Origin of the sequence: Hathewaya limosa, assembly GCF_030815255.1 — a bacterium.
GTDB lineage: Bacteria > Bacillota > Clostridia > Clostridiales > Clostridiaceae > Hathewaya > Hathewaya limosa.
The window spans coordinates 60,280-73,597 of record NZ_JAUSWN010000001.1; the positions used below are offsets into that span (position 1 = coordinate 60,280).

At 27.9% G+C, this 13,318-nt stretch carries 11 protein-coding genes and 1 pseudogene; 11 read left to right on the forward strand and 1 reads right to left on the reverse strand.

Going from position 1 to position 13,318, the window contains the following annotated elements:
* The first annotated feature begins 4 nt into the window (after positions 1–4).
* The 9 genes and pseudogenes from QOZ93_RS00235 (at position 5) to QOZ93_RS00275 (ending at position 10,680) form a co-directional block, all read left to right on the forward strand.
* A complete protein-coding gene (locus tag QOZ93_RS00235) occupies positions 5–1,294 on the forward strand; it encodes a response regulator (protein WP_307354674.1) in 1,290 nt (429 codons plus the stop codon).
* A gap of 163 nt (positions 1,295–1,457) precedes the next feature.
* The gene (locus tag QOZ93_RS00240; protein WP_307354675.1) at positions 1,458–2,519 is read left to right on the forward strand and encodes a galactose ABC transporter substrate-binding protein; all 1,062 of its coding nucleotides are present in this window, start codon (positions 1,458–1,460) and stop codon (positions 2,517–2,519) included.
* Between the two features lie 98 nt (positions 2,520–2,617).
* The gene (locus tag QOZ93_RS00245) at positions 2,618–4,126 is read left to right on the forward strand and encodes a sugar ABC transporter ATP-binding protein (protein ID WP_307354676.1); all 1,509 of its coding nucleotides are present in this window, start codon (positions 2,618–2,620) and stop codon (positions 4,124–4,126) included.
* A gap of 21 nt (positions 4,127–4,147) precedes the next feature.
* Positions 4,148–5,152: a galactose/methyl galactoside ABC transporter permease MglC gene (mglC, locus tag QOZ93_RS00250; RefSeq protein ID WP_111943941.1), complete on the forward strand. Its 1,005-nt coding sequence runs from the start codon at positions 4,148–4,150 to the stop codon at positions 5,150–5,152.
* Positions 5,153–5,282: 130 nt separating this feature from the next.
* Positions 5,283–5,435: a hypothetical protein gene (locus QOZ93_RS00255; protein WP_162630413.1), complete on the forward strand. Its 153-nt coding sequence runs from the start codon at positions 5,283–5,285 to the stop codon at positions 5,433–5,435.
* The gene (locus QOZ93_RS00260; RefSeq protein ID WP_307354677.1) at positions 5,428–6,978 is read left to right on the forward strand and encodes a recombinase family protein; all 1,551 of its coding nucleotides are present in this window, start codon (positions 5,428–5,430) and stop codon (positions 6,976–6,978) included. Before QOZ93_RS00255 ends, QOZ93_RS00260 begins: the two co-directional genes overlap by 8 nt.
* A 14-nt stretch (positions 6,979–6,992) precedes the next feature.
* Positions 6,993–7,814 (forward strand): annotated as a pseudogene (locus QOZ93_RS00265) (mannose-1-phosphate guanylyltransferase); the annotation flags it as partial.
* A 668-nt stretch (positions 7,815–8,482) separates the two neighbouring features.
* Positions 8,483–9,784 (forward strand): APC family permease, encoded by a 1,302-nt coding sequence (locus QOZ93_RS00270; protein WP_307354678.1) that lies wholly within the window; start codon positions 8,483–8,485, stop codon positions 9,782–9,784.
* Between the two features lie 62 nt (positions 9,785–9,846).
* Positions 9,847–10,680, forward strand: coding sequence for a type I phosphomannose isomerase catalytic subunit (locus QOZ93_RS00275; protein WP_307354679.1), 834 nt, complete (start codon positions 9,847–9,849; stop codon positions 10,678–10,680).
* A gap of 41 nt (positions 10,681–10,721) precedes the next feature.
* Here QOZ93_RS00275 and QOZ93_RS00280 read toward each other — a convergent pair whose 3' ends face one another.
* On the reverse strand, positions 10,722–10,880 hold the full coding sequence (locus tag QOZ93_RS00280; protein WP_307354680.1) for a small, acid-soluble spore protein, alpha/beta type: 159 nt from the start codon (positions 10,878–10,880) through the stop codon (positions 10,722–10,724).
* Between the two features lie 244 nt (positions 10,881–11,124).
* Between QOZ93_RS00280 and QOZ93_RS00285 the strand changes: the two genes are divergently transcribed.
* Both QOZ93_RS00285 and galT read left to right on the forward strand, forming a co-directional pair.
* Entirely contained in the window at positions 11,125–12,153 is a 1,029-nt protein-coding gene (locus tag QOZ93_RS00285; RefSeq protein WP_307354681.1) for a LacI family DNA-binding transcriptional regulator, read from the forward strand.
* Positions 12,154–12,313: 160 nt separating this feature from the next.
* Positions 12,314–13,309, forward strand: coding sequence for a galactose-1-phosphate uridylyltransferase (gene galT, locus QOZ93_RS00290; RefSeq protein WP_307354682.1), 996 nt, complete (start codon positions 12,314–12,316; stop codon positions 13,307–13,309).
* Positions 13,310–13,318 lie beyond the last annotated feature (9 nt).

The window sequence follows — 13,318 nt, forward strand, 5'->3', positions numbered from 1 at the left end:
GGGGATGTATAATCTTTTAATTGCAGATGATGAAGAGATAGAAAGAAGAGCTCTAAGGACATTGATTCAAAAAAATTATAAGGATACATTTCAGATATCAGAAGCTAAGAATGGGAGAGAGGCTATTGAGATATCTGAAAAAATAAAACCACAAGTAATAATTATGGATATAAAGATGCCAGGTATAAATGGTATAGAGGCAATTAAAGAAATTAGAAAGAATTTTAGTGATACATATTTTATTATTATTTCAGCATATGATTATTTTAGTTATGCTAGAGAGGCTATGGAATGTAATGTAAAAGAATATATTTTAAAACCTTTTAACAAAGAAGATATAACTGAAAAGATTAAAAATGCTATTATAGAGCTGGAAAGAAATAGAGATAAAAGAATTAAAGAATTAGAGCTAAAAGAAAAATTATATTCTGTATTACCAGCTATAAAAAATGAAATTTCTAATGGAATAATATATGATAGATTACAGTTAGTGAATTACAAGCAATATTTGGAAATGTTGCATATGGATTTAGGTTTAGGATATTGTGTTTTAGTAAAAAAGAGAAGTGATACATGTGAAAATATAGAAAAAATAAAAGAATATATAGATGAGTTTTATAGAGGGTTTTGCAATTCTTTAGTATATCAAATAGATATGGAAGTAATTTGTGTATTTTGTGAAGTAAAGAAAGAATATACAAAAGAAAGTCAGGATTGTTTAGTTATAGCAAGAAGGTTATTACATTACATGTGTGAAAGATTTGACATTAATACATATATTGGTATTGGAACAATTAAAGAAGGAATAGAGAATTTAAAGCAATCATATAAGGAGGCTAAAGATTCTATTATTAAATGTAGTGAAAAAAATAAGATTATTCTATATGAAAAAGAAAATGTAGAGTATGACAAATCTGAAAAAAATGTAGCACAAAAATTTCAAGAGAATATAGCACAAAAAGATGAAGAAAAAGAAAATAACAAAATAGTGAAGGAAGCTTTAAAATATATAAATAATAATTTTAATAAGGAGATAACTTTAGAATTGATAGCATCAGAGGTGAATTTAAGTACTTATCATTTGAGCAAGGTTTTTAAAGAAAAAGTAGGAATTAATTTCATTGATTATCTAACAGAGTATAGAATTTCAAAAGCTAAAGAAATGCTTAAGGATGGAAGATATAATATAAAGGAAATATGTTATACTGTTGGGTATAGTGATCCTAATTATTTTAGTAGAGTATTTAAAAAAGCGGAAGGAATGAGTCCAACTGAATATAAAAGTATAGTATAAATGTTATATAGTATAATGCTATATAGCATTTTTTTGTTATTGAAATACACAATAAATTGAAGAAAGATAACAAAGGATTGTATTTTATTTATTTTTCATAAGATTTATGATTATGATAGAAATTAACGGAAAATTAAAGAAATTTTACAGGAGGGTTTTAAAAATGAAGGGGTTAAGAAAATTAGTTTCTCTTATAGCTGTTACAGCAATGTTAACTACAGGATTTGTAGGATGTTCAAAAAATGATGCAAAGGGGAAAGAACAATCTAAAAATGGAAAAGAAATAAAAGTTGGTGTAGCATTATATAAATTTGATGATACATTTATTTCAACAGTAAGACAGGCTATAGAAAAAGAAGCACAAACATTAGGAAAAGAAAAAGATGTAAAAATTACAGTTAATCCAGTTGATGGTCAAGGACAACAAGCAACTCAAAATGACCAAATAGACACTTTTATAAATCAAAAATATGATGTTTTAGCAGTTAACATGGTTGACCGTACAGCGGCATCTGTAATTATTGATAAGGCTAAAAAAGAAGATATTCCAGTAGTCTTTTTTAACAGAGAACCTGTAAAGGAAGATATGAATAAATGGGATAAGCTTTATTATGTAGGTGCTAAGGCTGAAGAATCCGGAACAATGCAAGGAGAACTAATAGGAGAGTATTGGAAAAAACATAAAGAGGCAGATAGAAATAAAGATGGAAAACTTCAATATGTTATGTTAGAAGGAGAACCAGGTCACCAAGATGCTATATTACGTACTCAATTTTCAGTTAAAGCTCTTGATGAAGCTGGAATAAAATCAGAAAAATTAGCTAGTGATACAGCTAATTGGCAACGTGCTCAAGGTCAAGAAAAAATGGCTGCTTGGCTTTCATCCTATGGAGATAAAATAGAAGCAGTATTTGCTAATAATGATGATATGGCATTGGGTGCTATCGAAGCTTTAAAAGCTGCAGGATATTTTAATGGTAAAAAATCTATTCCAGTAGTAGGGGTTGATGCTACGGCACCAGCATTAGATTCATTAAAAGAAGATAAATTATATGGAACTATTCTAAATGATGCTAACAATCAAGGAAAATATATTTTAGATATGGCTTATGACTTAGCTAAAAAAGAAGATGTTGCTAAAGATATAGAAGGAATTACAGATGGTAAATATAAATGGGTTCCATATCAACCAATAACAAAGGAAAATGTTTCAAAAGTTAAATAGTAATTTAAATATTAAATGATTATTATTGCTTAAGAAGAATGTCTTCTTAAGCAATAATAAAATATAGAAGTTTTTAAAATGCTGAAAGAGGTGAAGCTATGGCACAAGAATATATATTAGAAATGAAGAATATATCCAAGAGCTTTCCAGGGGTAAAAGCATTAGATGATGTAAGTATAAATATTAAAAAAGGCTCAGTGCATGCTCTTATGGGGGAAAATGGAGCAGGTAAATCTACCTTAATGAAATGTATTTTTGGAATCTACAATCCAGATGAAGGTAAAGTTATATTAGATGGTAAAGAAGTTCAATTTAAAACTTCAAAGGAAGCTTTGGATAATGGAATTTCAATGATACATCAAGAACTTCATCCTATACCATATAGAAGTGTTATGGAAAATATATGGTTAGGAAGATATCCTGTAAAAAATTATGGAATTATAAAAGTTGTTGATGAGAAAAAGATGTATAAGGACACAGAGGAATTGTTAAAAAGTGTAAGTATGGATATAAAACCAGATACACTTATGGCTAATTTATCTGTATCACAAGTGCAAGGGGTAGAAATAGCAAAGGCTGTTTCTTATAATTCTAAAGTTATAGTTATGGATGAACCTACATCTTCGTTGACTGAATCAGAGGTTGAAGGTCTATTTAAAATTATCAATAAACTTAGAAAACAAGGTGTTTCTATTATTTATATATCACATAAGATGGAAGAAATTCTAGAAATAGCAGATGATGTAACAATAATGAGAGATGGTAAATACATAGGTACATGGGAAGCAAGTGGATTAACAACAGATTTAATAATTTCTAAAATGGTAGGAAGAAGTTTGACTAATCGTTTTCCTAAAAAAGAAAATAAACCTACAGATGTGGTAATGAAGGTAGAGGATTTTACATCAATTAATTCGAAGTCTTTTAAAGATATTAATTTTGAACTTAGAAAAGGGGAAATTTTAGGTATAGCTGGTTTAGTTGGTGCTCAAAGAACTGAAATGGTGGAAGCTATTTTTGGTCTTAGAAATATTTCTAAGGGCAAGCTTATAATTAATGGGGAACAAGTTAAAATAAATAGTCCTATAGATGCTAAAAAACATAAAATAGCTCTTTTAACAGAGGAACGTCGTTCAACAGGTATTATTCCTGTGTTATCAATTGAAGAGAATATGCTAATAGCTTCTTTAAAAAAATATTTAAAGGGTGGAATTTATCTTGATAAAAAGATGGGAGAACAAGTTGTAGAAGATAACATAAAAAAACTTAGAATAAAAACACCATCTTCAAAAACTCAAATTCAACATTTATCAGGAGGAAACCAACAAAAAGTATTATTTTCTCGTTGGCTTTTAACTGATCCTGATATTTTAATACTTGATGAACCAACAAGGGGGATAGATGTTGGGGCGAAGTATGAAATTTATTGCATAATAGCTGATTTAGCCAAAAAGGGCAAAAGCATTATAATGATATCTTCAGAGATGTCTGAGCTTTTAGGAATGTCAGATAGAATAATGGTTATGTGTAATGGAAAGATGACCAAAGTTCTAAATGGTAAGGAAGCAAATCAAGAATTAATTATGAATTATGCTACTCAATTTTAGTATTAAGGAGGACTTTAAAGAATGAATGAATTAGCCACAAAGTCTTTAAAGAAGAAATCATTTAAGAATTTTACTAGTAAGTATGCTATATATATAGTTCTTGTGGTATTATTTTTTAGTATAGGAATTTTAGACAGTAGCTTTTTATCAATGGGTAATATAACTAATGTTTTAATAATATCATCAGTTCGTATAATCATTGCACTAGGTGTTGGTGGTGCATTAATCACAAGAGGTACAGACTTATCAGCAGGACGTACAGTTGGATTAACTGCCTGCATAGCAGCATCCTTGTTACAAAAACCAGATTATGCATATAAGTTATTTGGAAATTTACCAAATATGCCTTTAATATTTCCTATACTAATAGCTATTGCTGTTGGATTATTAATAGGATTAATTAATGGTGTGGTTGTAGCGTATTTAAAAGTACCACCATTTATAGCTACATTAGGTACAATGGTTATTGTATATGGGGTAGCATGTATTTATACAAATGCACAACCTATTGGCGGATTAAGAAATGACTTTACTACTATTGCATCAGGTAAAATGTTAGGTATACCAAATCTTATAATAATAGCTATTGTTGTATCTTTAGTTATGTGGTTTATTTTAAATAAGACACGTTTTGGAAAAAATATATATGCTATAGGAGGGAATCCAGCAGCAGCTGAAGTTTCAGGAGTAAATATTAATACAACTTTAATTAAGGTATATGCTTTAGCAGGTGCATTATATGGACTAGCAGGTGCATTGTTAGCAGCAAGAACAGGTGGAGCTACTAATAACTATGGATTAATGTATGAATTAGACGCTATAGCAGCAGCTACTATAGGGGGAGTTTCTACATCAGGTGGTATTGGTAAGGTTTCAGGAATAATTACAGGTGTTCTAATATTTGAAGTATTAAATAATGGAATGGTTATTCTTGGGGTGTCAGCTTACTGGCAACAGGTAATAAAGGGTATTATAATTATAGCCGCAGTTGCATTTGATATAAGAAAATATTTAGCTAAAAAATAAAGTTAAAAACTATTTCATAAAAAGTCACTTAGGATAATAAGTGGCTTTTATTTTTTTATTTTATAAAATATTAATAAATTAGATATGTAATTAATACTAATATAATAATAGCAATAAAATAGGGGTTATTATGGAGAAAGACAAAATAAAAGTAGATGTATATTATGGCAAAGAATCCTTAGAAAAAATAGTGGACGAGCTAATCGATGAGAGAATAGATAAATTAAGTAGAAGATTAAAGAAAACATCTTCTCTATTAGAGGGAGAGGATATAGATGAATAAGGTTTGGAATGTTGGAATTTATGTTAGGGTAAGTACAGATAAAAAAGTCCAAAGTGAATCTATTCCTTCTCAAATAGCAAATTTAAAAAAATGGTTAGAACTAAAGAGGAAAGAAGATAAAAATAATAAGTATAACTTAATTGAAATTTATAAGGATAAAGGAGTATCAGGATCTACTTTTGATAGAGAAAGTTTTCAAAAGCTAAAACAGGATATAGATGATAAAAGAATTAATATGGTTCTTACTAGGGATTTATCACGATTTTCACGTAACTATATTTTGGCAGGATATTATTTAGAAGAATATTTTAAAATAAAAGAGGTTAGATTTGTAAGTGTATTAGATAATGTAGATACTGAAAATGAGTTTGATGATATAATTCCATTTAAAAATATTTTAAATGAGATGTATATTAAGGATTGCAGTAAAAGAGTTAAAAGTGCACTAAAGGAAAGAATGATTAGAGGATCATCTATAGCTAGTAAACCCCCTTATGGCTATAAGTTCTTAGAATATTATAATGGAGATGTAAAAACTATAAAATTAGTACCAGCCAATGATGAAACTACAGAGGTTGTCAAGGAAATTTTTAATTTGTATTTAGACGGATATGGATTAACAAAGATAGCGGAATGTTTAAATGCACAGGGGATAGAGCCACCTTCAGCTAGGCTTGCAAATTTTAAAAATAACTTAACGACTAAATGGAATAAAAATACTATTTCTTCTATATTGAAAAATCCTAAATATGGTGGAATTATGGTACAACAAAGATGGAAGAAAGTTAGTTATAAGGCTAAAAAGGTAAAAAGAACTTCAAAGGAAGAATGGGTTTATGGAGGAGAATTCAAAGGGATTGTGGATAAGGAAACCTTTTATAGGGTTCAGAAATTAATTATAAAAAGAGGAAAAAATTACAGATATAAAAATGGGATAGTTCATCCTTTTTCTACGGTATTAAAATGTAATGAGTGTGGAGGAAAGATGACCTATAGGATTAATTATAAAGGATATAAATGCACCAATTCTCAACGAGGTGGAGGAATATGTACAGCACATAGTATAAAAGAGGAATTTTTAGATCAACTAATACAAATTAAGCTTAGGGAGAGTTTCTATAATAAATTTAATAGAGAAAATTATTATAAAAAAATAGATAAAGTTAATTTACGGAGCAATCTTTATAGAGAACTTATGCTTATAGAAAAACAATTAATGAAATTAGAAAAAAGTTTAGAGGAATTATATAAAGATAAGGTAAATGGCATTATAACAGAAAAAAATTTTAAAAAATTATTAGATAAAATACAAAATAATCAAAGTAAAATGGAGAATAAAAAAAATAAAATTGCAGAAGTAATTAATAAAAATTCAAATACTGATGAAATAAAAAAATTATATAAGTATGAAATTGATAAGGTATTAAATGTTGAAGAAATCGATAGAAGTTTTGTAGAGTATTTCATAGAAAAAATTGTTGTAATAGAAAATAAAATTAGTAGAGAAAAAGCACTGAAAATATATTTTAAATTTAAAAAATAGAAAACTATAAAGGCAATAAAGAAACTGCTACATGTATAGGGCTTTCGGCTATTAAGTTATTAAAAAAGGATAAAGATGCCACAATGATAGTTCTTCCATCAGATCATTATATTAATGGAGAAAAACGATTTATAGATAGTATGGATCAAGCTGTAAATATTGCAACAAGAAAAAGAGGTCTTGTAACAATGGGGATTACACCTAGAAGACCTGAAACGGGATACGGATATATTCAAATGGGAGATAGAGTAGAAGGAAATGTACCAACTTATAAGGTTGAAAGATTTTTAGAAAAACCTAATTTAGAAGTTGCAAAAGATCTTTTGTTAAAAGACACATATCTTTGGAATAGTGGTATGTTTGTATGGAGAGCAGATGTATTTTTAAGAGAAATGGAAAAATATATTCCTAAAATGTATAAAAGGTTAATGTTAATCTATCAAAATATAGATACACCTGAAGAAGAAGAAATTACAGAAGAACAATATAATCTTATAGAAGGCATTTCAGTAGATTTTGGGATAATGCAAAAAACAAGAAAAGCTTATTTAGTTAAATGTGATTTCTCATGGGATGATATAGGAAGTTATTCAGCTTTAAGTAGATTTTTAGGAAAATCGGCAGGTAATAATGTAAAGGGAAAAGTTTTTATGGAGGAATGTGAAGAATGTGCGGTCTTTGGTGGTAAAAAACTTGTTATTGGATTTGGACTAAGTAATCTAGTTATTGTAGATACTGGAGATGTTATATTAGTCATGGATAAAAACAAAGACCAAGAGATTAAACACTTAGTTAATCAATTAAAAGATATGAAAGAATATGATAAGTTTTTATAAAAATAAAAGTTCTTAAAGTAAAAATATAATTACTTTAAGAACTTTTTTAATTATTCACCGCAACTAGAACAACTAGAGCATCCACTTTCAGGTGCAATTTCTGGTTCGATAGATAATCCATCATATCCATTTTCATTGCTAGATTTTATTGTTAAGCAACCAAATTCATCTGTTATTTGTTTTTCTACTAGGAAAGTAAGATCTTCTATTTTTGTTACATTATCAGTATCTTTTTGTTCATCCAGAACAAGACCAAATTGAGGACCTCCTCAACCAACACCTGATATAACTAATCTAACAGTATCAGTTTCAATTTGATTGTCTGCTAAAAGTTTTTTAAATTCATTAAGAGCGTCGTTACTCATATTTACAGCTGACATAAAATTTATACCTCTCTTTTTATTAATTAATTGATAAACATAATCATTTAAAAATTGTTACTGTATTAATCATAATATAAATAAAATCTATTTTCAACATATTATTTATTTGTAATATCTATAGATATGATTAAATATAACTAGTATATGCAATTTTCGACAAAAAAATAAAACTATTAGAAAATAGAAAAATATTTTAAATCAAATTAAAATATGATAAAATAGTTAAATAAAATTTTAAAAGAGCAAAGGCTAAAGTTACAAAAATGTAATTTGAGGAGGAAAGTGATGGGAAATAATTTGAAAAAATCTATTACATTCGTTGATGCAATTTCAGTTGTAATAGGAATGATAATAGGATCAGGAATATTTTTAAAATCTGGTGTTGTTTTTGGGAGTGCAGGGTCTGCATTAAGAGGAATGGTAGCCTGGATTCTAGGTGGATTAATAACTCTATGTTCTGCATTAACTATTTCAGAAATAGCATCTTCAATACCTAAAACAGGTGGATTATATGTATATTTAGAAGAATTATATGATGAGAAAACAGGATTTTTGTTAGGATGGGTACAAACAATAATATCTTATCCCGCCGCCGCCGCCGCTTTAGCCATAGCATTTGCAAATTTTGCATGTTTTTTTATTTCAATGAATAATATGCAAGTAAAAATACTTGCTAGTTCAATATTAATTTTTATTCTTATTTTAAATGTAGTAAGTACTAAATTTGGAGGAATGATACAAGTATTTTCAACTATAGGAAAGTTAATTCCAATAGTTTTAATTATATTATTTGGATTTATAAAGGGTGAGGTTGGAAATCCTATAAATATGACAAGTACTATAACTTATAGCAATTTAGGAGCTGCTATATTAGGAACATTATGGGCATATGATGGATGGTTTGGAGTTACTAACATAGCGGAAGAGATGGACAATCCTAAAAAAAATCTACCTAAAGCAATAATTATAGGAGTTTTATCAGTTATTGTTATTTATGCAGTATTTAATTTTGCATTGTTAAAAATAATATCATTTAATGGTATAATAACGTCTAAACAACCCGCTACAGATGCTGCTATAAAAATTTTTGGAACAGGTGGAGCAATCTTTGTAGTTGCAGGAATTATGGTATCAGTATTAGGAACATTAAATGGATATGTTATGACAGGTGGAAGAGTTCCATTTTCAATGGGGCAAAAAAGACAACTTCCTTTTTCTCATATTCTTGGGCAAAAACATAGTAGGTTTGATACTCCAAGCAATGCTTTGATTTTTCAAGGTATATTGGCCTTAATATATATATTTAGTGGAAGTTTTGATGCTTTAACAGATATGTTAATATTTATAACTTGGATATTTTTTATAATGGGAGTTTCAGGAGTATTTGTATTAAGAAAAAAGTATAATAATAAAGACACATATAAAGTGCCATTTTATCCTATAGTACCGTTAATCGGAATGGGTGGAGGAATATACATAATAATTAGCACCTTAATAAGTAATCCTATTAATTCGGTTATAGGAATTGGCATCACTGTACTGGGATTACCAGTATATTATTATGTTAATAAAATAAAAAAACATTAACCAGATAAACACTCCTTGAATATTCTACTAATAGAAGTAATTTAGGGAGTGTTTTTCTTACAATGAAGCAAAATATTTTTAAGTTGTCGGCTGTTTATAAAGAGAAGCCATGGGGATATGAAAGATGGAATTTATGTTGCCATAATGAAGGAGAATGTATAATAGAGAATGGGATATTTAAAGGAAAAACCTTATGGAGTTATTTAGAATATAAACCATTCCCTCTTCTTATAAAGACTATAAAGGCAGAGAAAAAATTATCTATTCAAGTTCATCCAGATGATCAGTATGCAAAGGTGGTTGAACATGATAGAGGAAAAAATGAATGTTGGTATATATTAAGTGCCAATAAAGATGCGTTTCTATATTGTGGATTAAAGCATGAAATTAGTGAACAAGAATTGAATCAAATTTTGTACAATGGCAAAATAGAGAAATATTTAAATAAGGTATTCGTTAAACCGGGTGAATTTATCTATATTCCATCAGGGGTCATACATGCTATTGGTGGAGGAGTAAAATTACTTGAAATTCAACAAAATAGTAATATAACGTATAGAATATATGATTATAATAGAGGAAGAGAACTTCATGTAAAAAAAGCTAGCGATGTAATTAGATTAGAAAAGAATTTAGATATTAATAAGCTAAAAAGATTAGAAGTTTTTAATAGTGAAGATTTTATAATTAAAAAGGTCCTATTAGAAGATAAAATGGAAACATTTAATAGAGATAAGTTTGAAATTATATATATTGTAAGTGGAAAGGGAATTATAAAAGATTTATATGGATATAATGAAGACATTGAATTAATAGATGGTGATACTATATATATAGATAAAAATACTTATTATTCTATTAAGGGACATTTAGAATATATATGTGTTATTTTTTAAAAAAAGGCTTACTTCAAACAAAAATGAAGTAAGCCTTTTTATTACTTATTACATTTTTCAGCGCTTTTACCTAATTTTTTAGACTCGTTATTTGTACCCAGTTCATTTGCAGTTTCACACTTCATTTTTTGAAGTTGAGCTCTTGTTTTTTGCTTGGATTTTTTATTATCTTTACTGTTTTTATTATTTTTATGTGACATTTTAAATTTCTCTTTAAAAAAGAGATACACCTCCTTAAAAGTCATTACAAAATTAGGTTACCCAAAATAAGAAATATATATGTTTTATATGAATAAAAAGTTTATAGAAAATATGAATTTTTTTTGGGCATTTGTAAAAAATATTAAATATAAGATAGATATATGCAAATGAAGTAAGTAAAATTTAATATTAAAAATAAGTAAAAAAGTTAAGTGAAAAATAAAATTAAAGAAGGTGAGAGGAATGACGGTTACTATAAATGATGTTGCTAGAGAAGCAGGAGTGTCTATTACAACTGTTTCAAGAGTTATAAATAATAATTATCCAGTTAAAAAGGAAACAAGAGAAAAGATCGAGAAAGCTATAAAAAAGCTTAATTATAGACCTAATATTATGGCGAGAGGTTTAATAACTAAAAAAACTCATATTATAGGATTAATAGTTTCATGTATTACAAGTTTTTTTATTTGTGACATTATAGAAGTCATAGAAAATGAACTTAAAAAAAGAGGATACAGTATCTTCTTGGGAATCATGGATGGAGATGCAAAGGAAGAAGAGGATTTAGTGCATAATTTAATTGCTAGACAAGTGGATGGAATTATTATTATAGATCCATCAAGACAATGTTTAGAAAGTGAATTTTATAAAGAAATCTCCCGAAACATTCCTTTAATTATCGTAAATGCAATGGAGAAAATAGAAGGGTATAATTATATATGTTTTAATTCTGGAAATGGAATTAAGGAGGCATTTAAATATTTGATAGATTTAGGCCATAAAGAAATTTTATTTGCAAAGGGTGAAAGAAGTGTTTCTTATGAGGCGAAAACACAAGCATATGAAAGTATAAGGGAACAATATAACATGGAATATAAGAAAGAATTAATTGTACCTGGTAATGGTGCGGGAATTAATGGCGACTTGGTAAATAGAACGGAAAGTGAATTTAAGAGGTTTTTAGAAGATAACAAGAAACCTACAGCAATTCTAGCGGCTAATGATTTAATAGCAATTGGAATATTAAATTATTGCAAGAAATTTAATATTAAGATTCCCGAGGAATTATCTATTATAGGTTGTGATAATACATTAATATCTAATATTACGGTACCAATGATAAGTTCAATTGATCAAAATGTAGAAGAACTTTCTAAAAAAGCAAGTAGTTATATAATTAAATTAATAGAAACTCAAAATAAAAGTAAAGTTCATATAACAATATCTTCAAAATTGATAATAAAAGAAAGTTGTAATAAACCTTATAAATAATTTAAAAGTATATACTATTTAAGCACAAAATATTGCTATATATATCATATATATAGCAATTATTTTATGCTTTTTTTGTTTTACTCGCAATTAATGCATATGATATAATATTTTTAGAAATAAATTTAAATTTATGTGTTAAGTAAGGGAGCGGTTGGTTATGGCAGAATTAAGATGGAATCCCTTATTAGGGGATTGGACAATGGTTGCATCACATAGACAAAATAGACCACAAATGCCTAAAAATTGGTGTCCATTTTGTCCACAGTCAGGAAAGGTTCCAGTGGATTTTGAAGTTTATGAATATGATAATGATTTCCCAGCCTTAAGTATGAATCCACCTGTGCCAGATAATGTTGGAAGTGGATTTTATAAAACTAAAGAATGTTATGGTAAGTGTGAAGTCATTCTTTATTCAAAAAAACATAATGCGGTTTTAAGTGAGCTATCACTTTCGCATGTAAGAAAATTAGTGGATTTATGGTGTGAAAGATACATGAAGTTATCAGAAAATAAAAAAATTAAATATATTTTTGAATTCGAGAATAGAGGTGAAGAAGTAGGGGTTACCATGCCACACCCACACGGTCAAATTTATGGCTATTCTGTAATGCCATTAAAGATACAAAAAGAATTACATAATTGTAAGAAATATTATGAAGATAACGATGAGTGCTTAATTTGTAGAATGAATAAGGAAGAAAAAGAGTTTAAAGAAAGAGTAGTTATGGAAAATGAAGATTTTATAGCATATATACCTTTCTTTACAGATTATCCTTATGGGGTATATATTACATCAAAAGAACATTATTCAAAAATGATTGATTTTAGTGATAGATCTAAAACTAATTTTGCTGATATTCTAAGAAAAATATCTGGTACATTTGATTCTTTGTTTGATAGAAAATTTCCATATATGATGTGTATACATCAAGCCCCTGTTAATTCCGAGGAATATGGAAATTATGATGAATATTATCACTTTCATGTAGAATTTTATCCACCATTAAGATCTAAGGATAAAATTAAATTCAATGCTTCATCTGAGACAGGGGCTTGGGCGGCATGTAATCCAAGAGCGGTAGAAGAAACATCGCAAGAATTAAGAGAAGCATACGAAAGATTTTTAGATAAAGATAAAAAAAATAATAAATAGATTTGATAT

Coding starts and splice junctions, on each gene's coding strand:
- QOZ93_RS00275 (WP_307354679.1), top strand. CDS start 9,847: ATGAAGCAAAATATTTTTAAGTTGTCGGCTGTTTATAAAGAGAAGCCA.
- galT (WP_307354682.1), top strand. CDS start 12,314: ATGGCAGAATTAAGATGGAATCCCTTATTAGGGGATTGGACAATGGTT.
- QOZ93_RS00280 (WP_307354680.1), bottom strand. CDS start 10,880: ATGTCACATAAAAATAATAAAAACAGTAAAGATAATAAAAAATCCAAG.
- QOZ93_RS00260 (WP_307354677.1), top strand. CDS start 5,428: ATGAATAAGGTTTGGAATGTTGGAATTTATGTTAGGGTAAGTACAGAT.
- QOZ93_RS00245 (WP_307354676.1), top strand. CDS start 2,618: ATGGCACAAGAATATATATTAGAAATGAAGAATATATCCAAGAGCTTT.
- QOZ93_RS00255 (WP_162630413.1), top strand. CDS start 5,283: ATGGAGAAAGACAAAATAAAAGTAGATGTATATTATGGCAAAGAATCC.
- QOZ93_RS00240 (WP_307354675.1), top strand. CDS start 1,458: ATGAAGGGGTTAAGAAAATTAGTTTCTCTTATAGCTGTTACAGCAATG.
- QOZ93_RS00235 (WP_307354674.1), top strand. CDS start 5: ATGTATAATCTTTTAATTGCAGATGATGAAGAGATAGAAAGAAGAGCT.
- mglC (WP_111943941.1), top strand. CDS start 4,148: ATGAATGAATTAGCCACAAAGTCTTTAAAGAAGAAATCATTTAAGAAT.
- QOZ93_RS00285 (WP_307354681.1), top strand. CDS start 11,125: ATGACGGTTACTATAAATGATGTTGCTAGAGAAGCAGGAGTGTCTATT.
- QOZ93_RS00270 (WP_307354678.1), top strand. CDS start 8,483: ATGGGAAATAATTTGAAAAAATCTATTACATTCGTTGATGCAATTTCA.